At 71.5% G+C, this 23014-nt stretch carries 18 protein-coding genes and 1 pseudogene; 9 read left to right on the top strand and 10 right to left on the bottom strand.

Features of this window, described 5'->3' with window-relative positions:
- Window positions 1–142: 142 nt before the first annotated feature.
- A complete protein-coding gene (locus ABIE67_RS14000; protein ID WP_370268579.1) occupies window positions 143–886 on the top strand; it encodes a peptidoglycan recognition protein in 744 nt (247 codons plus the stop codon).
- Window positions 887–909: 23 nt separating this feature from the next.
- Window positions 910–1079: pseudogene (locus ABIE67_RS13995) on the top strand (carboxymuconolactone decarboxylase family protein); the annotation flags it as partial.
- 75 nt (window positions 1080–1154) lie between these two features.
- Here the strand turns inward: ABIE67_RS13995 and ABIE67_RS13990 are convergent.
- Window positions 1155–2282, bottom strand: coding sequence for a lipid II:glycine glycyltransferase FemX (locus ABIE67_RS13990; protein ID WP_370256815.1), 1128 nt, complete (start codon window positions 2280–2282; stop codon window positions 1155–1157).
- 217 nt (window positions 2283–2499) lie between these two features.
- Here ABIE67_RS13990 and ABIE67_RS13985 point away from each other — a divergent pair, with 217 nt between their 5' ends.
- Window positions 2500–2730, top strand: a complete 231-nt coding sequence (locus ABIE67_RS13985) for a hypothetical protein (protein WP_370256814.1) — start codon at window positions 2500–2502, stop codon at window positions 2728–2730.
- Between the two features lie 10 nt (window positions 2731–2740).
- Here ABIE67_RS13985 and ABIE67_RS13980 read toward each other — a convergent pair whose 3' ends face one another.
- From ABIE67_RS13980 to ABIE67_RS13950, 7 genes are all read right to left on the bottom strand, one after another.
- Window positions 2741–3259 carry a DUF4240 domain-containing protein gene (locus ABIE67_RS13980; protein WP_370268575.1) on the bottom strand — a complete coding sequence of 173 codons (519 nt, stop codon included), beginning with the start codon at window positions 3257–3259 and terminating at the stop codon, window positions 2741–2743.
- A gap of 91 nt (window positions 3260–3350) precedes the next feature.
- The gene (locus ABIE67_RS13975) at window positions 3351–4334 is read right to left on the bottom strand and encodes a helix-turn-helix transcriptional regulator (RefSeq protein ID WP_370256813.1); all 984 of its coding nucleotides are present in this window, start codon (window positions 4332–4334) and stop codon (window positions 3351–3353) included.
- A gap of 215 nt (window positions 4335–4549) precedes the next feature.
- The gene (aceE, locus tag ABIE67_RS13970; protein ID WP_370256812.1) at window positions 4550–7252 is read right to left on the bottom strand and encodes a pyruvate dehydrogenase (acetyl-transferring), homodimeric type; all 2703 of its coding nucleotides are present in this window, start codon (window positions 7250–7252) and stop codon (window positions 4550–4552) included.
- Between the two features lie 308 nt (window positions 7253–7560).
- Window positions 7561–8190, bottom strand: a complete 630-nt coding sequence (locus tag ABIE67_RS13965; RefSeq protein WP_370256811.1) for a GntR family transcriptional regulator — start codon at window positions 8188–8190, stop codon at window positions 7561–7563.
- Window positions 8191–8586: 396 nt separating this feature from the next.
- Window positions 8587–10383 carry a 2-oxoglutarate dehydrogenase, E2 component, dihydrolipoamide succinyltransferase gene (sucB, locus tag ABIE67_RS13960; protein WP_370256810.1) on the bottom strand — a complete coding sequence of 599 codons (1797 nt, stop codon included), beginning with the start codon at window positions 10381–10383 and terminating at the stop codon, window positions 8587–8589.
- A gap of 59 nt (window positions 10384–10442) precedes the next feature.
- Window positions 10443–11831, bottom strand: coding sequence for a dihydrolipoyl dehydrogenase (gene lpdA, locus ABIE67_RS13955; RefSeq protein WP_370256809.1), 1389 nt, complete (start codon window positions 11829–11831; stop codon window positions 10443–10445).
- A gap of 256 nt (window positions 11832–12087) precedes the next feature.
- Window positions 12088–13629, bottom strand: coding sequence for a leucyl aminopeptidase (locus ABIE67_RS13950; protein ID WP_370256808.1), 1542 nt, complete (start codon window positions 13627–13629; stop codon window positions 12088–12090).
- Between the two features lie 369 nt (window positions 13630–13998).
- On the opposite strand from ABIE67_RS13950, the gene ABIE67_RS13945 reads away from it, so the two are divergent.
- From ABIE67_RS13945 to ABIE67_RS13925, 5 genes are all read left to right on the top strand, one after another.
- A complete protein-coding gene (locus ABIE67_RS13945) occupies window positions 13999–16035 on the top strand; it encodes a hypothetical protein (protein WP_370256807.1) in 2037 nt (678 codons plus the stop codon).
- 108 nt (window positions 16036–16143) lie between these two features.
- The gene (pelF, locus tag ABIE67_RS13940; protein WP_370256806.1) at window positions 16144–17667 is read left to right on the top strand and encodes a GT4 family glycosyltransferase PelF; all 1524 of its coding nucleotides are present in this window, start codon (window positions 16144–16146) and stop codon (window positions 17665–17667) included.
- A complete protein-coding gene (locus ABIE67_RS13935; RefSeq protein ID WP_370256805.1) occupies window positions 17664–19166 on the top strand; it encodes a hypothetical protein in 1503 nt (500 codons plus the stop codon). Before pelF ends, ABIE67_RS13935 begins: the two co-directional genes overlap by 4 nt.
- Window positions 19163–19822: a spherulation-specific family 4 protein gene (locus ABIE67_RS13930; protein ID WP_370256804.1), complete on the top strand. Its 660-nt coding sequence runs from the start codon at window positions 19163–19165 to the stop codon at window positions 19820–19822. The genes ABIE67_RS13935 and ABIE67_RS13930 overlap by 4 nt, the downstream gene beginning before the upstream one ends.
- The gene (locus tag ABIE67_RS13925; protein WP_370256803.1) at window positions 19819–20601 is read left to right on the top strand and encodes an endo alpha-1,4 polygalactosaminidase; all 783 of its coding nucleotides are present in this window, start codon (window positions 19819–19821) and stop codon (window positions 20599–20601) included. The genes ABIE67_RS13930 and ABIE67_RS13925 overlap by 4 nt, the downstream gene beginning before the upstream one ends.
- Before the next feature lie 24 nt (window positions 20602–20625).
- Here the strand turns inward: ABIE67_RS13925 and ABIE67_RS13920 are convergent, their stop codons facing one another.
- Complete coding sequence (locus tag ABIE67_RS13920) at window positions 20626–21441, bottom strand: adenosylcobinamide-GDP ribazoletransferase (RefSeq protein ID WP_370268571.1); 816 nt, start codon at window positions 21439–21441, stop codon at window positions 20626–20628.
- Window positions 21442–21514: 73 nt separating this feature from the next.
- On the opposite strand from ABIE67_RS13920, the gene ABIE67_RS13915 reads away from it, so the two are divergent.
- Complete coding sequence (locus ABIE67_RS13915) at window positions 21515–22279, top strand: hypothetical protein (protein WP_370256802.1); 765 nt, start codon at window positions 21515–21517, stop codon at window positions 22277–22279.
- On the opposite strand, the gene ABIE67_RS13910 is transcribed toward ABIE67_RS13915, so the two are convergent.
- Window positions 22219–22926 carry a hypothetical protein gene (locus tag ABIE67_RS13910; protein ID WP_370256801.1) on the bottom strand — a complete coding sequence of 236 codons (708 nt, stop codon included), beginning with the start codon at window positions 22924–22926 and terminating at the stop codon, window positions 22219–22221. The genes ABIE67_RS13915 and ABIE67_RS13910 overlap by 61 nt on opposite strands.
- Window positions 22927–23014 lie beyond the last annotated feature (88 nt).

Genomic DNA, 23014 nt, shown 5'->3' with positions numbered 1-23014 from the left:
CCGGTCCCGGCTGTCGTCCCACGCCCAACCGCGGTCCCGACCGCAGTCCCAACCGCAGTCCCGGAACCGACCCCGACCCCGCCCCGGGTGGCCGCCCCGGCCCCGGTTCCAGCCCCCGGAGGGGTGGCGTCTTCCGCCCGTCCTGCTCGTGCTGCTCGGCTGTCTCCCCGGCCTCGCCGCCGTCCTCGCGCTGGCGTTGTGCGCGAGCGGGGTCGAACGTGTGGTCGCGGCGTCCGCGCGGCCGGCCGCGGCGCGTCCCGCGGCCTCGCACCAGGCGGCCCGACCGCCCATCGTTCCGAGGTCGGCCTGGCTGGACGACGACACGCGGCGTGCCCAGCCGGCGCCGCGCTACGACGACCGGGTCGTCGCCGTCTTCGTGCACCACACCGACTCGCCCAACGGCTACGACTGCGCCGATGTGCCCCGCATCATCCGGTACGTGTACGCGGGCCAGACCGGCTCCCGCGACTGGGACGACATCGGCTACAACTTCCTCGTCGACCGCTGCGGCACCATCTACGAGGGCCGCGCGGGCGGCATCGACCGCCCGGTCACCGGCGCCCACACCCAGGGCTTCAACCACCGCACCACCGGCATCGCCGCCATCGGCACCTTCACGGCCGGGGTGCCGGTGCCGAAGGCGATGACCGACTCGATCGCCGCGCTCGCCGCGTGGAAGCTCGGGCTCTCCGACACGGACCCCCGCGCGAGGATCCGGCTGACCTCCAGCAACAGCCACAGCCGCTACGCCTCCGGCACCACCACCACGCTCCCGGCCGTCGCCGGCCACAACGAGGGCTACATGACGAGCTGCCCGGGCGCGGCCCTCACCGCCCGCCTCCCGGAGATCAGGGCCATGGCCGCCCGCCTGCAGGGCAGACGCTGACGCCGACGCACGGGGTGTGGCCGGTGAGCCAGATCAACGGCTGTGCCGTCTGCATCGACATGCACATCAAGGAGGCCGCCGCCGGCGGCGAGACGTCGGTGCGGCTGGGAACCTCTTGGCGGCGTGGCGGGAGTCCACGGACTTCACCGCCGCCGGGCGTGCCGCACTGGAGCCGGCGGAGGAGGGGACCCGCTGACCGCGCCGCGGCCGTGGCGAACGTAGCCGTCGTGCTGAACGGCCGCCGGAACGCCCTCGGCCCTCCCCGCCCTCACCGCCGCCCGAGATAGACCCCCAACGCCCGCTGCAGCACCTTCCCCTGGCTCCCCACCGGCAGCTCCCACTCCCCGAGGGACTCCACCGCCCGGCCCCCCGCCCCCGTCTTGAACAGGAGCCGGCCGCGCAGACGGTCCTCGGTGAGGGTGGGGGTGATGGAGCGCAGGTCATAGGTCTCGGCGCCCGCGGCTCGCGCGTCCCCCAGCATCCGCCACAACAGCGCGCTGCTGGGCCGCAGTTCGCGCCCCCGGCGGCCGGACGCGGCGTACGAGTGCCACACGCGCGAGCCGACACTGATCATGAGCGCCGCGGAGAGCACCTCGCCGTCGTACTCGGCGACGTAGAGGCGCAGCCGGTCGTCGTCCTCGGCGTTCAGGGCCGCCCACATGCGCCGGAAGTAGTCCAGCGGGCGGGCCTTGAAGCCGTCGTGCGCGGCGGTCGCGGCGTACAGGCGGTGGAACTCGGGCAGGTCGGCGGCCGAGCCCCACGAGACACGGACGCCGGCCGCCTCGGCCGTGCGCAGGGACTGCTCCCAGTGCGGGGCGAGGGCGCCGCGCAGCTCGTCGACCGAGCGCCCCGCCAACGGGATCTCACAGCCGTAGCGCGGCTGGCCGAGGCCGAAACCGCTCCCCTCGTCCTCCTCGCACCGCCGCCACCCGAGCCGCCGCAGCCGCTCCGCGGCGTCGAGCGCGTATCCGTCGATGCCGTCCGGGGGCAGCTCGCGAAGATGACGTACGTCGGGGTCGGCGATGCCCGCCGCCACGGTGGCCGCCTCCCAGTGACGTACGACGAGGGGCGGGCCGATCCGGACCGAGAACGCCCCGATCCGCTTCAGATGGGCGACGAGCGGGTCCAGCCACCGCTCCAGGCGCGGCGTACGCCAGTCGATCGCCGGGCCGTCGGGCAGGTAGGCCAGGAAACGCCTGGTCCCGGGCAGCGGCCGGTACAGGACGAGCGCAGTGGCGACCAGTTCCCCGTCCTCGAACCAGCCCACGCTCTCCGGCAGCCAGTCGGGCTTCACATCGCCCCACTCGGGGATCTGGAGATGGCTCGTGTCGGGATACCGCCGCAGCTGGGCGAGGTGCTCCGCGCGCGGTATCTCCCGCACGAACAGGCTGGTCATGGGCAGGGTGCTCCTGGTCGGGGCGGCCACCCTAAGCCGGGGATCACGGAACGGGTCAAGAGACGGGGTGTGAACGTTCCCGGCCCGCCCGGTGACGTCGGTCACCAGGCGAGAACGTCTCACAGGTTTCTCGTAGCCAGCTCAAGGACGACCCCGAGACAGCCTCCCTATCGTCCTTCCTGTCGTCATGCACACGCACTGACCGGAGGTGGGGATCATGAGCAGCCGCAACAGCAGCAGGGGCAGCAGCCGCAACAGCAAAGGCAGCGGCAACAAGCGTGTCTGGACAGTCGTCTGCGCGGTCGCGACCGTCGTCCTGGGTCCGGCCGCCGTCACGGCGTCCGCGCTCGATCAGGCCAACAAGGCGCCGATGCACCACGCCGTCAAGGCCGAGCAGACGCAGGCGTACATCCCGTCGGACCTGAGCCGCCGGCGGGTCGCGGTCTGAGACCCGAGGTTCAGCCCTTGAACCGTTCCCACAGCCTGGGGTACCGCTCCGCCAGCGCCCGCTCGTTCTCGAAGTCGACCGGCGTGCCCTCCGGTTCCGAGGGCGCGGGAGGGATGCCGAGATCGGGGGCGACGGTGCCGGTGAGCTGTTCATAGGCCTCGTCCGCGGCGTAGCCGAGTTCCTCGGCGTCGCCGTCGAACTCCTCGTCGAAGTCGTCCAGCAGGCCGGCGAGCGAGTCGGGGTCGTGCACCCCGCCCTCGTACACCTCACGGCCCTGGCCGATCAGCCAGCACCGGAAGAAGTCGAACGCGTCGTCGCTGGCCCCGTCCAGCAGAACCCAGGCGGCGCCCCACAGATCCCAGGTGTACGCGCGGTTGTAGCGGGCCTCGAAGTGACGGGCGAAGTCGAGCACCGCGTCGGGGTCCTGCTGGAGCAGCCGGTCCACGAGCAGGTCGGCCTGGTCCTCGGGGTCACCCCCGGCAGCCTCACGGGCCCCGTCCACCAGCTCCCAGAACTCCGTCTCGTCCATCACGGGTCAAGCATCGGCCCTGTGCGCGTGGGACGCACGTGGAGTGGAGCGGATTGTTATGGGCGTACGGCCCGTGTCCGGCAGGGCGCGCTCACGCCCCGTACAGCGCGGCCAGCCGTATCGCGTCCCCCGCGAAACGCTCCCGCAGCTCCTTCGGCGCCAGCACCTCGACGTCCGGGCCGAGCGCCGCGAGCTGGGTGTGGGCGACCTCCTCGGACTCCACGGGGAGCGTCAGCGTCACCCAGCCGTCCCCGTCCGGGGCGCCCGCCGCCCGCAGCACCTCCCGCACGGACTGCGGATCGACGGCGTACGGCAACCGTCGCACCCCGTCCGGTGACACCCGGACCACGACCTCGGCCCGCAGCAGGGACCGCGCGAACTGCTCGGCCCGCTCGTCCCAGAAGCCCGGCAGATCGAACTCCTCGTCCCGCTCGAACCGCTCGGACCGCTCGTCACCGGCCTCCACGGCCGTGAAGCGGTCGATGCGGTACACCCGGTACGAACCCTGCCCCGCGACCCGGGCGCACAGGTACCAGACCCCCGCCTTCAGCACGAGCCCGTACGGCTCCAGCTCCCGCTCGACCTCGTTCTCCCCGCGCCGGTACCGGGCCATGATCCGCCGGTCGTCCCACACCGCGTCCGCGACGGCCGGCAGCAGCTCGGGGGCCTTCTGCTCCTTGAACCAGTTCGGGGCGTCCAGATGGAACCGCTGGGCGGCGGAACGGGAGGCGTCGCGCAGGGAGGGCATGAGGGCCGCCGACACCTTCAGCCGGGCGGCGGAGGCGGCGTCCTCCAGCCCCATCTCCCGCAGGGCGCCCGGCACCCCGGACAGGAACAACGCCTCGGCCTCGCTCCGCGCGAGCCCGGTCAGCCGGGTCCGGTACCCCCCGATGAGCCGGTATCCCCCGGCCCGCCCCCGGTCTGCGTACACCGGAACCCCGGCTTCCGACAGCGCCTGCGCATCCCGCGTGACCGTCCGCTCGGACACCTCCAGCTCGCTCGCCAACTCGGCGGCGGTCATGGAGGGCCGGGACTGAAGGAGCAGCACCATTCTGATGAGCCGGGCAGCACGCATGCCCTCATATTGCCTCGCCCCCGCCGCCCCTACCCGTCCCATCCCTGGGGGCTGCGCCCCCAGACCCCCGCTTTCGGCCCTGAAGGGGCCTCGTCCTCAAACGCCGGACGGGCTGAAGTTTTCAGCCCCTCCGGCGTTTGAGGAGCGGGGTCTGGGGCGGAGCCCCAGAAGGATGGGACGGGTAGGGGCGGCGGGGGCGAAACCCCTTGCGCGCCCTACAGGCCGTACTTCTCCCGCGCTTCCTTCACCGCCGTCGCCTTGACCTCGCCCCGCTTCGCAAGCTGGGCCAGGGCCGCGACGACGATCGACTCGGCGTCGACGCCGAAGTGGCGGCGGGCCGCCTCGCGGGTGTCGGAGAGGCCGAAGCCGTCCGCGCCCAGCGAGGAGTAGTCCTGCTCGACCCACTGCGCGATCTGGTCGGGGACCTGACGCATGTAGTCGGAGACCGCCAGCACCGGCCCCTCGGCACCGTGCAGCGCCTGACGGACGTACGGCACCCGCTCCTCGCCGCGCAGCAGCGCCGCGTCGGCCTCCAGCGCGTCCCGCCGCAGCTCCGTCCAGGACGTCGCCGACCACACGTCGGCCGCCACGCCCCACTCCTCCGCGAGCAGCTTCTGCGCCTCCAGCACCCAGTGGATCGCCGTGCCGGAACCCAGCAGCTGGATGCGCGGGGCGTTCGCCGTCGGGGACAGCTCCGCCGACTCCGCCGTGTTGAAGCGGTACAGGCCCTTGACGATGCCCTCGTCGATGCCGAGGCCCGAAGGCTTCGCCGGCTGCGGGAGAGGCTCGTTGTAGACCGTGAGGTAGTAGAAGACGTTCGGGTCCTCACCCGGCGCCGCCTCGCCGTACATCCGGCGCAGACCGTCCTTGACGATCGCCGCGACCTCGTAGGCGAACGCCGGGTCGTACGTCAGCGCCGCGGGGTTCGTCGCCGCGATCACCGGCGAGTGACCGTCGGCGTGCTGCAGGCCCTCGCCCGTCAGCGTCGTACGGCCCGCCGTCGCACCGACGAGGAAGCCGCGGCCCAGCTGGTCGCCGAGCTGCCACATCTGGTCGGCAGTGCGCTGCCAGCCGAACATCGAGTAGAAGATGTAGAACGGGATCATCGCTTCGCCGTGCGTGGAGTACGCGGTGGACGCGGCGATGAAGTCGGCCATCGAACCGGCCTCGGTGATCCCCTCGTTGAGGATCTGGCCGTTCTTGGCCTCCTTGTAGTACATCAGCTGGTCGCGGTCGACCGGCTCGTACGTCTGGCCCTTGGGGGAGTAGATCCCGAGCGACGGGAACAGCGACTCCATGCCGAAGGTGCGCGCCTCGTCGGGGACGATCGGCACCCAGCGCTTGCCCGTCTCCTTGTCGCGGACAAGGTCCTTGATCAGGCGGACGAAGGCCATCGTGGTCGCCACGTTCTGCGTACCCGAGCCCTTGTCGAAGGACGCGAACGCCTTCTCCGCCGGAGCGGGCAGCGGGGCCACCGGGTGGACGCGGCGGGCCGGGGCCGGGCCGCCGAGGGCCGCGCGGCGCTCCTGGAGGTAGCGGACCTCGGGGGAGTCGGCGCCGGGGTGGCCGTAGGGGACGACCCCGTCGACGAACTGGCTGTCGGAGATCGGCAGCTCCAGCAGGTCCCGCATGTTCTTGAACTCGTCCACCGTCAGCTTCTTCATCTGGTGGTTGGCGTTCTTCGACGCGAAGCCCTCGCCGAGGGTGAAGCCCTTGACCGTCTGGGCCAGGATCACGGTCGGCGCGCCCTTGAACTCGAGAGCGGCCTTGTACGCGGCGAAGACCTTGCGGGCCTCGTGGCCACCGCGGGAGAGGTGGAAGCACTCCAGGATCTTGTCGTCGCTCAGCAGCTTCGCCAGCTCGACGAGCGCCGGGTCCTTGCCGAAGAAGTCCTGGCGGATGTAGGCGGCGTCGCGCGTCTGGTACGTCTGCACCTGCGCGTCGGGTACCTCGCGCAGGCGGCGTACGAGGGCGCCGGTCGTGTCGAGCTGGAACAGCTCGTCCCACGCCGTGCCCCACAGCGACTTCACGACGTTCCAGCCGGCGCCGCGGAACTGGGCCTCCAGCTCCTGCACGATCTTGAAGTTGGCGCGGACCGGTCCGTCGAGGCGCTGCAGGTTGCAGTTGATGACGAAGGTCAGGTTGTCCAGGCCCTCGCGGGAGGCCAGGGCGAGTGCCGCCGTGGACTCGGGCTCGTCCATCTCGCCGTCGCCGAGGAAGGCCCAGACGTGGGAGTTCGAGACGTCCTTGATGCCGCGCGCCGTCAGATAACGGTTGAAGCGGGCCTGGTAGATCGCCGACAGCGGGCCGAGGCCCATGGACACCGTCGGGAACTCCCACAGCCAGGGCAGACGGCGGGGGTGCGGGTACGACGGGAGGCCGTCGCCACCGGACTCGCGGCGGAAGTTGTCGAGGTGCTGCTCGTTCAGCCGGCCGTCGAGGAAGGCGCGGGCGTAGATGCCGGGGGAGGCGTGGCCCTGGATGTACAGCTGGTCGCCGGAGCCGTCCCCCTCCTTGCCCTTGAAGAAGTGGTTGAAGCCGGTCTCGTAGAGCCAGGCCGCGGAGGCGAAGGTGGCGATGTGGCCGCCGACACCGTGTTTGCTGCCCCGGGTCACCATGGCGGCCGCGTTCCAGCGGTTCCACGCGGTGATACGGGACTCCATCGCCTCGTCACCGGGCACGGCCGGCTCGGCGGAGGTCGGGATGGTGTTGACGTAGTCGGTCTCGAGGAGCTTGGGCAGCGCGATGCCGGTGCCCTCGGCGCGCTCCAGCGTGCGACGCATCAGGTACGCCGCGCGGTGCGGCCCGGCCGCCTTGGCGACCGCGTCCAGCGAGGCCTGCCATTCGGCGGTCTCCTCCGGGTCGCGGTCGGGGAGCTGGTCGAGCGCGCTCGGCTGGATGGCGTTGGGGTCGGTCATGTCGCCGCCTTCCTCAGTCGAAGGGGTTCCCTCATCTGTAAGGGTTCGGGGGTGCCCTTTGTCTTTGGCAGGACAGGGCGGAGGGCCTCGGTGCGGTGACACCTTGCGGCACTGCCGCGTGGCCCGTCGGTGACTGTAACTCCCTGATCGATGATCGATCAAAGGGTGGAGGCCGAAAACCTCTTGATCACGAGAAAATAGGCACGCGGTGCCTTTCGGACAGGCACCGGGTGCCGCGATTTTCGAGGGTTTTCGCAGGTGGGGACGCGTATGAGCGGGGTGCCGCTCAAGGGGTTCTCGGCTCGCGCTCAGGGCTCGTGACGGGGGGCGCAGCCCAGTACGTGGGCTTTGACGATCTCGGGGATCCGCGGGTCCCGGCGCCGGAACGCCGCCACCAGCTCCTCGTGCTCCTCCGCGTACGACTGCTGCACCGTGCCCAGCCACCGGATCGACAGGGCCGTGAACACCTCGATACCGAGGCCCTCCCAGGTGTGCAGCAGCACGGAGTTGCCCGCCGCCCGCACCATCTCGCGGTGGAAGCCGACCGTGTGCCGCACCTGGCCCGTGCCGTCGGACGTGCGGTCCGCTTCGTACAGGGCGGCGACGTGGGGCTCCAGGGCGGAGCAGTCCTCGGCGAGGCGGTCGGCGGCGAGTTCCGCGGCGATGGCCTCCAGGCCGGCCCGGACCGGGTAGCTCTCCTCCAGATCGGCCGCGGTGAGGCTCCGTACGCGGACGCCCTTGTTGGGCGCGGACTCGATCAGCCGCAGCGATTCCAGCTCGCGCAGCGCCTCGCGTACCGGTGTCTGGCTGACCTCCAGCTCGGTGGCGATACGTCGTTCCACGATCCGCTCGCCCGGCTGCCAACGACCGCTGATGATCCCCTCCAGGATGTGCTCGCGGATCTGTTCGCGCAGCGAGTGGATGACGGGGGCGGTCATGAGGGCTCCTTAGGGCGCGTTGACGTTTAGACAATACGGCCGTTGCGCTCCGCTGGGAGGGCGCGTGGGGGCGCTTTGGTGCAGGTGAGACGAGACTTACACGGCGTGGCTGGGGCCGGGCGCCCAGTAGCTCGGTGCGCTGTGTCGTTGGGCGGCCGCGGGTTCGTCGTGGCTGGTCGCGCAGTTCCCCGCGTCCCTTGAGTGGGTGCGGTGGACGCTCCTGAGGGGCGCGGGGCTGTATCGATATGCGGCTCCGCCGCGTGGGCGCGACCAGCCACGAACCACCCGCACCCGCGCGACAACCCGGCGCACCGAGCTCTCAGGCCCCCCAAAACGAGGCGCCCCGCCCGGAGAAGCTCCGGACGGGGCGCCGTGCGGGCTCGAAGCCCTGGTGGCTTACAGGCCGAGCTCGACCTCGAACTCGCCCGCCTCCAGGATGGCCTTGACCGCCGTCAGGTAACGGGCCGCGTCGGCGCCGTCCACCAGGCGGTGGTCGTAGGACAGGGTCAGGTACGTCATGTCGCGGACGCCGATGACCGTGCCCTCCTCCGTCTCGATGACGGCCGGGCGCTTGACCGTGGCGCCGATGCCGAGGATCGCGACCTGGCCCGGCGGCACGATGATCGTGTCGAAGAGCGCGCCGCGCGAACCGGTGTTGGAGATGGTGAAGGTCGCGCCGGACAGCTCGTCGGGCGTGATCTTGTTGGCGCGGACCTTGCCCGCCAGGTCGGCCGTGGCCTTGGCGATGCCCGCGATGTTGAGGTCGCCGGCGTGCTTGATGACCGGGGTCATCAGGCCCTTCTCGGAGTCCACCGCGATACCGATGTTCTCGGTGTCGAAGTAGGTGATCGTGCCCTCGGCCTCGTTGATCTTGGCGTTGATGGGCGCGTGCGCCTTCAGCGCCTGGGCAGCGGCCTTGACGAAGAACGGCATCGGGGAGAGCTTGACGCCCTCGCGAGCCGCGAAGGAGTCCTTCGCCCGGGCGCGCAGCTTCATCAGACGCGTGACGTCGACCTCGACGACCGAGGACAGCTGCGCCTGCTCGTGCAGCGCCTTGACCATGTTGTCGCCGATGACCTTGCGGATGCGCGGCATCTTGACGGTCTGGCCACGGAGGGGGGAGGCCTCCAGCGTGGGGGCCTTCTTCGCGGCGGCGGCCGGAGCGGCAGCGGCGGGAGCCGGAGCAGCGGCGGCGGCCTTCGCGGCCTCGGCGGCGGCGATGACGTCCTGCTTGCGGATACGGCCGCCGACGCCGGTGCCCTTGACGGTGGCCAGGTCGACGCCGTTCTCGGCGGCGAGCTTGCGCACCAGCGGGGTGACGTAGGCACCCTCGTCGGTCGCCTGGGCGGCGGCCGGAGCGGCCGCCGGAGCCGGGGTGACCGGGGCCGGAGCGGCCGGCGCGGGAGCCGGAGCGGCGGGCTGGGCCGGAGCCGGGGCGGCAGCGGCGGGCGCGGCCGGAGCGGCGGGGGCGGGAGCCGGAGCGGCCGGAGCCGCGGGGGCGGCCGGGGCCGGGGCGGCGGCGGGAGCGGGGGCAGCCGGGGCCGGGGCGGCCGCCGGAGCGGCACCCGCGACGCCGATGACGGCCAGCTTGGCGCCGACCTCGGCCGTCTCGTCCTCGCCGACCACGATCTCCAGCAGCGTGCCGGAGGTGGGGGCGGGGATCTCGGTGTCGACCTTGTCGGTGGAGACCTCGAGCAGCGGCTCGTCGGCCTCGACGCTGTCGCCGACCGACTTCAGCCAGCGGGTGACGGTGCCCTCGGTGACGGACTCGCCGAGCGCGGGCAGGACGACGTCCGTGCCCTCGGCGGAGCCGGCGCCGGCGGCGGCCTCGGCGGTGGGCGCCGGAGCCGGGGCGGCCTGCTCGGTGGACGGGGCGGCGGCCTGCGGGGCCGGCTCCGGCTCGGCGGCCGGGGCGGGCTCGGCAGCGGGCGCCGGGGCGGCGGCGGGCGCGCCCGTGCCGTCGTCGATCACGGCCAGCTCGGCGCCGACCTCGACCGTCTCGTCCTCGGCGACCTTGATGGAGGCCAGGACGCCGGCGGCGGGGGAGGGGATCTCGGTGTCGACCTTGTCGGTGGAGACCTCGAGCAGCGGCTCGTCGGCCTCGACGCGCTCACCCTCGGCCTTCAGCCAGCGGGTGACAGTGCCCTCGGTGACGCTCTCGCCGAGCGCCGGAAGGGTTACGGAAACCGCCATGGTTTCGGTTGCTCCTTACGAATTGCGGAAGTCTGAGTCGTCGCTTCGTCGACCGAGGGTCAGTCGTGCGAGTGCAGCGGCTTGCCCGCCAGGGCCAGGTGGGCCTCGCCGAGCGCCTCGTTCTGCGTCGGGTGGGCGTGGATGAGCTGGGCGACCTCGGCCGGCAGCGCCTCCCAGTTGTAGATCAGCTGGGCCTCGCCGACCTGCTCGCCCATGCGGTCGCCGACCATGTGGACGCCGACCACGGCACCGTCCTTGACCTGGACGAGCTTGATCTCGCCCGAGGTGTTCAGGATCTTGCTCTTGCCGTTGCCCGCAAGGTTGTACTTCAGAGCGACGACCTTGTCCGCGCCGTAGATCTCCTTGGCCTTGGCCTCGGTGATACCGACGGAGGCGACCTCCGGGTGGCAGTACGTCACCCGCGGGACACCGTCGTAGTCGATCGGAACGGTCTTCAGACCGGCCAGACGCTCCGCCACCAGGATGCCCTCGGCGAAGCCGACGTGCGCGAGCTGGAGGGTCGGGACCAGGTCACCGACGGCGGAGATGGTCGGCACGTTGGTGCGCATGTACTCGTCGACGAGGACGTAGCCGCGGTCCATGGCGACGCCCTGCTCCTCGTAGCCGAGACCGGCGGAGACCGGGCCGCGGCCGACGGCGACCAGCAGGACCTCGGCCTCGAACTCCTTGCCGTCGGCGAGGGTGACCTTGACACCGTCGGCCGTGTACTCGGCCTTCTGGAAGAAGGTGCCCAGGTTGAACTTGATGCCGCGCTTGCGGAAGGCGCGCTCAAGAAGCTTCGAGGAGTTCTCGTCCTCGACCGGGACGAGGTGCTTCAGGCCCTCGATGACGGTGACGTCCGAGCCGAAGGACTTCCAGGCGGAGGCGAACTCGACGCCGATGACACCGCCGCCCAGGATGATCGCGGACTTCGGTACGCGGTCCAGGACGAGGGCGTGGTCCGAGGAGATGATGCGGTTGCCGTCGATCTCCAGGCCCGGCAGCGACTTCGGCACGGAGCCGGTCGCCAGCAGGACGTGACGGCCCTGGACGCGCTGTCCGTTGACGTCGACGGAGGTCGGGGAGGACAGGCGGCCCTCACCCTCGATGTACGTCACCTTCCGGGAGGCGACGAGTCCCTGGAGGCCCTTGTACAGGCCGGAGATCACGCCGTCCTTGTACTTGTGGACCCCGGCGATGTCGATGCCCTCGAAGGTGGCCTTCACACCGAACTGCTCGCTCTCGCGGGCCTGGTCGGCGATCTCGCCCGCGTGCAGCAGGGCCTTGGTGGGGATGCATCCCCGGTGCAGGCAGGTGCCGCCGACCTTGTCCTTCTCGATCAGGGCGACGTCCAGGCCCAGCTGCGCCCCGCGCAGGGCCGCGGCGTAACCGCCACTACCACCGCCGAGGATCACTAGGTCGAAAACGGTGCTGGCGTCGTTCGCCACGTCACGTCCTCCATGCATGTGCGCCGTACGCCGGTCGTCGGTGACCGGGCGGCGGCTGGTGTCCGGCCGCTCTTTCTTCGGCCCTGTGGTGGGGGCCCTGTCCTGCCGAGCCCCATCTTCGCACTTGTCCACACCGAACGAGACGCCGGGCCGGTGTGTGAGACGTCCCACGTTCAGTTGAGCGGACGGGCGAGGCCCATGAATGAGGGGGCCCCGCCCTACCCGCGCGCGGAGCCCCCTTCTGTTCAGAGCAACCTCACCCCAGGTCGCCGGCCGCGGTGAGTTCGGCGAGCCGGACCAGCGTCCGCACCGCGCTGCCGGTGCCACCCTTCGGCGTGTACCCGAAAGGCCCGCCCTCGTTGAACGCGGGCCCCGCGATGTCGAGGTGCGCCCAGGTGATGCCCTCGCCCACGAACTCCCGCAGGAAGAGCCCCGCGACCAGGCCACCGCCCATGCGCTCACCCATGTTGGCGATGTCGGCGGTGGGCGAGTCCATCCCCTTGCGCAGGTGCTCGGGCAGCGGCATCGGCCAGGACGCCTCGCCGACCTCCTCGGCCGCCTCCACGATCGCGGAGCGGAACGCGTCGTCGTTGCCCATCACACCGAACGTGCGGTTGCCGAGCGCCAGCACCATGGCACCCGTCAGCGTCGCGACGTCCACGATCGCGTCCGGCTTCTCCTGCGAGGCCGCCCACAGCGCGTCGGCGAGCACCAGCCGGCCCTCGGCGTCCGTGTTGAGGACCTCGACGGTCTTGCCGCTGTACATGCGCAGCACGTCACCGGGACGCACGGCGGACCCCGACGGCATGTTCTCGGCCAGCGCCAGCCAGCCGGTGATGTTCACCTGCAGCCCGAGCCGCGCGGCGGCGACAACGGCGGCGAACACGGCGGCCGCGCCGCTCATGTCGCACTTCATCGTCTCGTTGTGCCCGGCCGGCTTCAGCGAGATGCCGCCCGAGTCGTAGGTGATGCCCTTGCCGACGAGGGCGAGGTGCTTGTCCGCCTTGGAGTGCGTGTACGACAGCTTCACCAGCCGCGGGGCGGCCGCCGAGCCGGAGCCGACGCCGAGGATGCCGCCGTAGCCGCCCTTGGTCAGCGCCTTCTCGTCGAGCACCTGCACCTTGATGCCGTGCTCCTTGCCCGCCGCCGTGGCGATCGCGGCGAAGGACTCGGGGGTGAGGTCGTTGGGCGGGGTGTTGATCAGGTCGCGGGCGCGGTTGAGCTCCTCCACGACGGCGGTGGCGCGCTCGATCGCGGCCTTGTGCTCCTTGTCGCGGGGCTTGCCGCCGAGCAGCGCGGCCTCGGCGAGGGGCGCCTTGCCGTTCTTCTTGGCCTGAACGTTCTTTCCGTTGTCCTTGTAGGCGTCGAAGGAGTACGCCCCGAGCAGGACGCCCTCGGCGACGGCGCCGATGTCACCGGCGTCGCCCAGCGGCAGCGCGAACGCGGCCTTCTTCGAACCGGCGAGGGCGCGGGCGGCGACACCGGCGGCCTTGCGCAGCGCCTCGCCGTCGTACTCGGCGTCCTTCTCCGGCGCGGCACCCAGGCCCACCGCCACCACGAGCGGGGCCTTGAAACCGGCGGGCGCGGGGAGCTTCGTCACCTCGCCCTCGGCACCCGAGGCACCGAGGGTCTCCAGGACACCGGCGAGCTTGCCGTCGTACGCCTTGTCCACGGCCTCCGCGCCCGGTGCGACGACCGGGCCCGCGGCCTTGGGGCCAGAGCCCTTGGCGACACCGATCACGATCGCGTCGGCGCGCAGGCCGGGCGCCGCGGCGGTGCTGAGAGTGAGAGCAGTCACGGTGGTGAAATCTCGCTTCCGATGTGAAGTTTGCGATGGCCGAATCGTGTGGGTCGACCGGGCCCGACGGCCGACCCTAGTTCCGACCTACGGGTGCGGTGTCAACGGGTGCGGTATCAGCGGGGCCTTCCCCGGTGCGGCGAACACTCAGGATGAGCCTACGCTCGTGTGAGCGTTCGCTCATTCCTGCGGGCGTTCACCTGTCGGTGGCGTCGCGGTCATTTCTCGATCCTCCGCCGCGGTGAGCTGAGTCACACTCGTCTGGTTCCGGTGAGCTGTCAGCTTGCCGCTTTGCATGATTTCCACGGATCCTCCGCCGTTTCACCGCAAGCGGTCACAAGGGGATCTTCTGGGGGGAAGGGGCGACCAATGGCGCAGAGTGCGCACAGATGGAGAAACTCGGCCGCTGTCGTGGCGGCCACCGGGCTGCTGGCGCTGGGTCTGGGAGTGCCCGGCGCCGCGGCCGCCGCGCAGCCGCGCATCGACCTCAGGGTGCTGGTCGTGGACAACGGCGACAGCCCGGTCCGGGCCATCACCGCCCAGCTCAAGAGCACCGGCATTCCATACACCACCGTCGACCTGAACGACGCGAACCGCCCCACCATCACCGGCGCTTTCCTCAGCGACACGGTGAACGGCACGCCCCGCGCCAAGTACCAGGGCGTCGTCCTGCCCAACGAGACGCCCTTCGGCGAGGGTTCGGCCGAGCAGACCGCGCTGGAGAGCTACGAGCGGACCTACGGCATCCCGCAGGTCGACGCCTACACCTGGGCCCACCCGGGCGTCGGCCTCGACTACACCAGCGAGGGCGGCTGGACCGGATCCCTCGACGGGCGCGAGGCGGCCGTCACGACCGCGGGCAGGGCGGGGTACTTCGGCTATCTCGACGGCGTCTTCACGTTCGAGGACAACGACGCGGCCGTACTGGAGAGTTACGGCTTCGTCGCACGGCCCCGTACGGGCTTCACCAGCTATGTCGACGTTCCCGTCCCCGCCGGCTCCGGGCGCGGCAGCCTGATCGGCGAGTACAGCCACGACGGGCGCCGCGAGCTGGTGGTGACCTTCGCGTACAACGAGTACCAGCAGCAGTTCCGGGTGCTCGCCCGTGGCATCGTCGAATGGCTGACCCAGGGCGTCCATCTCGGCCAGGCGCGCAACTACTTCGCGGTCCATGTCGACGACGTCTTCGCGCCCGACGCCCGCTGGGACACCGAACGCAACTGCACGCCCGGTGACATCGACTGCGTGGGCGGCGGTGGCGAGGAGGTCCCGCCGATCCGGATGACCGCCGAGGACGCGGTCCACGCCGCGCAGTGGCAACGGCAGCGCGGCTTCAAGCTGGACATGGTCTACAACGCCGGCTCCGGCGAGGAGTGGAAGAGCGAGAACGGCGGCACCGACGCCCTCACCGACCAGTTGCTCGCCGACAAGGCGCAGTACCGCTGGATCAACCACACCTACACGCACCCGTTCCTCGGCTGTGTCCAGGACACCTCGACCGTGCCGTGGAGCTGCGCCAAGAACGCCAACGGCACGACCCAGTACATGAGCCGCGCGGACATCTCCGCGCAGATCAGGAACAACCACAACTGGGGTGTCGGCAAGGGGCTCCCGCTCGACCGCACGGAACTCGTGACCGGCGAGCACTCGGGTCTGCGGACCCTCCCGCAGCAGCCCGACGACAACCCCAACCTGGCCGGTGCCCTCGCCGACAACGGCGTCAAGTGGATCGCCTCGGACAACTCCCGTGACCCCGCCCAGCGTTCGGTCGGCGCGGCCCGGACCGTGCCCCGGTACCCGATGAACGTGTACTACAACGTGGGCACCGAGGAGGAGATGACCGACGAGTACAACTGGATCTACACCTCCAAGGCCGACGGCGGCAGCGGCATCTGCGAGACCAACCCCGCCTCCACCTGCCTGGCCGATCCGCTGGACACGGCCACCGGGTACGACGCGTACATCGTCCCGCTGGAGGCCCGCACCGCCCTCGGGCACGCGATCAGCAACGACCCGCGCCCGCACTACGCCCACCAGTCCAACCTGGCCGAGGACCGGACGCTGTACCCCGTCCTGGACCGGGTGCTCACCGACTACCAGTCGCTCTTCGCCGACAACACCCCTGTGGAGAACCTCGCGCAGAGCGCCATCGGCACCGAGCTCCAGCGCCGCGCCGCCTGGCAGACCGCCCTCGCGAACGGCTCCGTCACGGCGTACCGCGTCGGCAACACCGTCACCGTCACCGCCCCGTCCGGGACCCAGATCCCGGTGACCGCCCCGGAGGGGACCACCAAGCAACTCCTGCTCAGCACGACCGCGTTCGGGACGCCGTACGCGGGGGAGCGGTCGGCCTGGACCACGCCGGCTCTGCTGCAGAGCGCTCTGAAGCTGAAGCTGCCGTCGTAGGGCGGCCCGGCCGGATCCCAGGCGCACCCCGGCACACTTCACGACCGACCCGCCGGGGTGCGCTTCCGAGCCGCAGCACCACCTTTTGTTCCACAGGGGGGAACTCGCATGATGCGCACGGGCCGTCATGTCACCATGCTCACCGAAGGCACGTACCCACACGTCCACGGAGGGGTCAGCACCTGGTGCGACCAGCTCGTCCAGGGCATGCCGGAGGTCGACTTCCACATCGTGTCGCTCACCGGCACGGGCCGCGAACCCGTCACCTGGGAGCTGCCGCCCAACGTCCACCAGCACACCTCCGTGCCGACCTGGGGCCCGCGTCCGGGGCGCAAGAGAGCGCCGTACGGCAGGGCCCGGCGCCGTTTCACCGACTCCTACGAGCGGTTCCTGCTCTCCTTCCTCGACCCCGAGGCGCACTGCGACTTCGGTGAGGCCCTGGACGAGCTGGCCGAACTCGCCCGCGACGGACGCCTGTCGGCGGCCCTGCGCACCGAGTCGGCGCTGCGCTCGCTGATGTGGATATGGACGATGCCGCATCTGCCGACCGCGGCCGCCCGCCCGACCGTCCACGACGCCCTGACCGCGACCGACCTGCTGGAACACGCCCTGCGCCCGCTCGGGATCCGCATCCCCGAGGACTCGGTCGCCCACGCGGTGAGCAGCGGCCTCGCGACCCTCCCCGCCCTCGCCGCCCGCAGACTGGACGGCGTGCCCTTCCTCCTCACCGAGCACGGCATCTATCTGCGCGAGCGCTATCTCGGTTACCGCAGCGACGCCCAGCGCTGGCCCGTGAAGGCGTTCATGCTCGGCTTCTACCGTGAACTGAATTCACACGGTTACCGCACGGCCGACCTGATCACACCCTGCAACCAGTACAACCGCCGCTGGGAGGAGCGCGGCGGCGCCGACCCCGACAAGATCCGCACGGTCTACAACGGCGTCGACCCGCACGCCTTCCCGCACGCCGGCCCCGAGCCCGAGGTCCCCACCCTCACCTGGTGCGGCCGGGTCGACCCCATCAAGGACCTGGAGACCCTGCTGCGGGCCTACGCCATGGTCCGCGCCGAAATCCCGGAGACCCGCCTGCGGTTGTTCGGCCCCGTCCCGCCCGGCGGCGAGGCCTACCGCACCAAACTGGAGAAGCTCGCCGCCGAACTCGGCGTCACGGACGGCCTGACCTTCGAAGGCCGCATCAGCGAGGTCTGGCGCGCCTACGCCGCCGGTCACGTCGTCATGCTGTCGTCCATCTCCGAGGGCTTCCCCTTCTCCATCATCGAGGCCATGTCCTGCGGCCGTACGACCGTCTCGACGGACGTAGGCGGAGTGCGCGAGGCCGTCGGCGACACGGGGCTCGTCGTCCCGCCGCGCGAGCCGGAGAAGATGGCGGCCGCCGCACTGGTACTGCTGAGGGACGACGAACGCCGCCGTGAACTGGGCGAGCTGTCCCGCCAGCGGGTGATCGACCGCTTCACACTCCGCCGCTCCGTGGACAATTTCCGGACGATTTACGAGGAACTCGCGGGCAGCACCGAGGTCTACGAGCCCACGCTCGAAACCGTCGCCGACTGGACCCTCGAACTGCGCGATCCCTGGTACGAGAAGGTCGCGACGGACGGAACCGGCTGGTGAGCGGAAGCATCTGGATGCCGCCCGGCTCCCGCCCCGACACCCTGCCCGCCATCCCGCGCCAGCGCACCACACCCAGCTGGGCGCGGCCCGACCCCCTCGACGAACTCGCCGAACGCCTCGACGACTTCATAGCCGCCGCCGTCCACCCCGACGAGATCGCCGCGCTGCTGGAATCGGACGGCCTGTCCGACGACCAGATACGCGAGCGCTACGGCCTCAAGAACTCCTTCGCCCTGGCCGAGGAGCTGTACGAACGGGTCGAACGCCGCTACCCCGAGCCGGAGGGGCCGGTCCGCGACCCGTGGCAGCTGGGTCTGCTGGGCTGTCTGCTGCGCGGCGTGGTCTTCGCGCTCCCGGGCTTTGCCTACGTGCTCGGCGCTCCCCTCCTCGCCGGACCCAGGGACGACTTCGGCCTTCCGGCGGGCACGGTCCCGCTGCTGGCCGGAGCCCTGGTCGGCTGGACCTGGAACCAGGGGATCGCCCATCGGGCCTACTCCTGGCTGGGGTTGGGCGACCGCGGTGCCGCCCGCCGCTCCCTGCTCCTGGGCGCCGCGGTCGGCGCGTTGCTCGGAGCCCTGGCCGCGTTGGCCGTAGCGGGCGCCGCCCACCCGGCCGCCGTCGCCTTCGCAGCCGGCCAGTCCGTCTACCTGGGCGCGGCCACCGTCCTCCTGGTGATGGGCCGCGAACGGGCCCTGCTGGCCGCGTTGGCGCCGATGACGGCGGGAGCAGTGCTGGCGCTGGTCCACCCGGTGCCGGACACGGCGAGACTGATCCTGCTGCTGGGTTCGCTGACGGTGGTGGCGCTTCTCGGATTACGTGAGGTAGCGCCCCCAAAGGGGCGCGGGACTGTATGGGATATGCGGCTACCGCCGCGTGGGCGCGACAAGCCACGACGCACCCGCAGACGATCAACGACAATGGGCCCCCGTCTCTCCGCATCCCTCCCGTACGCCTTGTTCGGCCTGGCCACCGGCGTCCTCACCCTCTGCATGGCCCTCGGAGACGTCATCACCGGCGAACAGCTCAGCGCCCCCGCAGCAGTCTCCCTGACCCTCAGCATGGGCCCCGCCGAATGGCTCCTGTACCGCTTCCGCGGCAGCGCCCTCGCAGGCCTGCGCTCCAGCAGCACACCGAGGGCGTTCCGGCGCACGACGGCGTTCACGGTCGTCGAATGCCTCGCCGCCTACCTGGTCACCCTGCTCGCCCTCAGCCTCGCCACCTCGGCCCTGTGGCCGCACGCCCCCGGCGTTACGGGCGTCCGCCTCGCCGGTCTGCTCCTGCTGGGCGTCGTGCTGTGGACGGGCCTGCTGCTCCAGTCCTTCGGCGCGGTGCTCGGCGCGACGACGATCTGCTGCGTGGCCGCCCTCGCCCAGACGGTCGCGCTGCTGACGCACGCCGGCAGCCCGCACTGGGTCGGCCCGATCGTCCACGCGACGGCAGCGGTCGCCCAAACCGCCCTGGTCTGCGGCCTGTTGGGGAGAGTGACCGCGCACCGATGAACGACCTCCTGATCCCCTACTACGAGCACCCGTCCGCCCGCCCCGCCGAATGGGACGCGATCGTCACGGCCGCGCCCCGCCTCTACGGGGTCGTGCTGAACCCGGCCAGCGGCCCCGGCGAGGCGCCCGACCCGGCGTTCGCCGAGGTCGCGACCCGGCTGCGGACGGCGGGCGCGCGGGTGCTCGGCTACGCCGACACCGACTACGGCCGCCGACCGCACGCCGACGTCGTACGTGACATCACCCGGCACCGCGACTGGTACGCCACGGACGGCGTCTTCCTCGACCAGGTCGCCGCGCACCGCGAGGAGTTCACCTACTACCAGCGGCTCGCGGCGTCGGCCTGGGGTGCCGGCTGCGGCACGCTCGCCCTGAACCACGGCACGGCACCGGACCCGTCGTACGCCAGAATCGCCGACCTCCTCGTCACCTTCGAGGGCACCTGGGCGTCGTACACCCGGCTCGGCCCACCGCGGTGGCGGGGCGGCGGGGGCGTGCGGCTGTGCCATCTGGTGTACGGCGTCCCGGCGGACGTCGATCCGGGGGAGCCGGCGGATCTGGCCCGGGCCCGGGGCGCCTCCGTGTACTGCGCGGTACCGGGGATGGGCGAACATCCTTGGGGTACGTTGCCGCACGCTCTGGAGCCCACCCCGTGAGACGCGTTCTGCCGCTGGTCGTCCTGTTGTTGCTCGCGGGCTGCGCCACGGACCCCGGCGATGACGACCGGCCGATCGGCCACCGCTGGCAGCCGCGCCCCGGCACGGCCTGGCAATGGCAGCTCAGCGGCCGCCTCGACACCTCCGTCGACGTGCCGGTGTACGACATCGACGGCTTCGACCACTCGAAGGCGACGGTCGCCGCACTGCACCGCGACGGCCGCAAGGTCATCTGCTACCTCTCCACCGGCGCCTGGGAGGACTGGCGCCCCGACGCCGGGAAGTTCCCCAGGTCGGTGCTCGGCAAGGGCAACGGCTGGGAGGGCGAGCGCTGGCTCGACATCCGGCGCGTGGACGTCCTGGAGCCCCTGATGGCGGCCCGTGTCGACATGTGCCGGGACAAGGGCTTCGACGCGGTGGAGCCGGACAACATGGACGGTTACCGCAACCGCACCGGCTTCCCGCTGAAGGCCTCCGACCAGCTCCGTTACAACCGGCTGATCGCGAGACTGGCCCACGAGCGGGGCATGGCGGTGGGCCTGAAGAACGACCTGGACCAGATCCCCGAGCTGGTCGGCGACTTCGACTTCGCGGTCAACGAGCAGTGCGCCCAGTACGGGGAGTGCACGGCCCTGAGTCCCTTCGTGAAGGCCGGCAAGGCGGTGTTCCATGTCGAGTACGAGGTCCCGACGCGCAGCTTCTGTGCCCAGTCGCGTCGTCTGAAGCTGAGCTCGATGCTGAAGAAGTACGAGCTGGGGGCGTGGCGCCGGGCGTGCTGAGGGCTGCACCGGGCCGGCCCGGTGTCAGCCCAGTGACAGCACGACGAGGGCCGTCGTCGCCGCCGTCTCCGCGAGCCCGCCGAACACGTCACCGGTGACGCCGCCGAAGCGGCGCGTGCAGTGCCGCAGGAGCAGCTCGGCGGCGGCGAGCGCGGCGAGGACCGCGAGGGCGGTGCGGACGATGTCGTACGGCACGCCGTATGCCGTGCCGTACGTCCCGAGCAGCGCTCCCGCCGCCGCGGCGACGCCGGTCACGGCCAGGGCGACGGCCATGGCGGCCCGTACGGGAACGACGCCGGCCACCGCGGCCCCCAGCCCCTCCGGCCGGGCGGCGGGCACACCGGTCCGCGCGGCGAGGGTGAGCGCGAGCCGGGCGGCGACGGCGGACACGACGGTGGCGAGGGCGCCCCGGGCCCATGAGTCGTCGTACAGCTGGGAGAGCGCGGCCACCTGCGCGAACAGCACGAACACGAGCGTGACGACGCCGAACGGCCCGATGTCCGACTGCTTCATGATCCGCAGCGCGTCCTCGGCGGGCTTGCCGCTGCCGAGCCCGTCGGCGATGTCGGCGAGGCCGTCGAGATGCAGCCCACGGGTGAGTACGGCGGGGACGGCGGCGGCGACGACGGCGGCGAGGAGGGGGGCGGCGCCGAGGAACAGCAGCATCAGCGCGACGAAGGCGGCACCGCAGCCCAGGACGACCCCGACCAGCGGGGCGCACAGCATCCCGCCGCGCGCCGCCTCCCGGTCCCAGCGGCCCACCTTGACGGGGAGCACGCTCAGGGTGCCGAAGGCGAAGCGGAGACCGTGCGAACGGAGACCGAGGGGCGGCGGGGTCATGGACACGTCCGCAGACTAGCCCGGACGTCGGCTCCGCCAGGCGGCCCACCCCTGCCCCGGCCACACTGAAACCATGGGTGACTGGTGGCAGCGCAACATCATCGAGCCGGGGAAGCTCCCCCTGCTCCTGGCGCTGACCGCCTTCCTGGTCACCTTCCTCGTCACCCGCGTCATCACCCGTCTCATCCGCGCGGGCAAAGGGCCCTTCCGCAACATCGAGACCGGCGCCGTCCACATCCACCATGTCGTCCCCGGAGTCGTCCTCACGGTCATCGGCGGCTTCTGCGCGGTGGCCGGCGGTCAGCGCGGGTTCGGCTCGGCCGCGGCCGCGGTGGTCTTCGGGATCGGCGCGGGCCTCGTCATGGACGAGTTCGCGCTGATCCTGCATCTGGACGACGTCTACTGGACCGAGGCCGGCCGCAAGAGCGTCGAGGTGGTCGTGCTCACCGCCGCCCTGGTCGGCCTGTTCCTCCTCGGCTTCGCCCCCTTCGGGGTCAACGACCTCAGCGACGGCGAGCTGCAGAACCGGGGGTCGGTGCTCAGCACGATCTTCGGGAACTTCCTCATCGCCCTGATCGCCCTCGCCAAGGGCAAGGCCCGTATCGCGATCTTCGGGGTGGTCATCCCCTTCGTCGCCCTGTTCGGCGCCGTCCGCCTGGCCCGTCCCGCCTCCCCCTGGGCGAAACGCTTCTACCGGCGCCGCCCGCGCGCCCGGGCCAAGGCCCAGCTGCGCGCCTACCACCACGACAAGCGCTGGGCGGGCCCCAGCCGCAAGCTTCAGGACTGGATCGGCGGCGCCCCCGACGTCGACCCGGCCCGGGCCCTGGAACGCCGCTGACGCACCGCCGACACCGCGCACAGCACCAGCACCGCCGCGATGGCCGCGAGGTGCTCCTTCCCGGCGAGGTTCTCCTTCAGGGCGACCTCGACGACCATCGCCGCGATCACCGCCCCGGCCGTGACATACGCGCCGTAGCGCCACCCGAGGAACACCGCCAGCCCCACCACGGCCGCCGACGGCCCCGTGTCCACGACCCGCGCGTCCGAGGCGGGCAGCCCGATCGGGTGGTCCGGGCCGAGCGCGATGCCCACGCGCGCGTACAGGGTTCCGGCGAGGGTCGCGACGTAGGCGACGACGAGGGTCCGCCACCAGCCCAGACAGAGCTCGGCGAGCCCGAACACGATCAGGATCTGCGCGAGCGCCCCCCACACCGGCAGGTCGAGGGCGGGCACGAACAGCGACAGCGGCGTCCGCAGGAGCGCCTGCCACAGGGAATCCTCGGCCTTGACGGCCCCGAGGTTCTGGACGGCCCGATACCCCCAGGCCTGGTTCTGCACCACTTGCACGAGCCCCGTCAGACAGACGGCCCCCACGGTCATCGGCACAGCCGACCACCACCGCGGCTCGGCCAACGGCACCCGCACGGCGAGGTACAAGGCCCTCCACTCGGCACGGGCCCAGCGGCCGAGGGTGTCAGCTCTCACGAGTGGGGATCATATGTCCACACTCGCGGCTAATCACCCTTTTCCTGGCGGTCGTCGCTCGTCGAAAGCTCGACGCCCCGCAGGCCGC

The organism is Streptomyces sp. V4I8 (genome assembly GCF_041261225.1).
Taxonomy (GTDB): domain Bacteria; phylum Actinomycetota; class Actinomycetes; order Streptomycetales; family Streptomycetaceae; genus Streptomyces.
The sequence above is the reverse complement of the archived record's forward strand: the minus strand, read 5'-3'. Positions and strand labels throughout refer to the sequence as shown.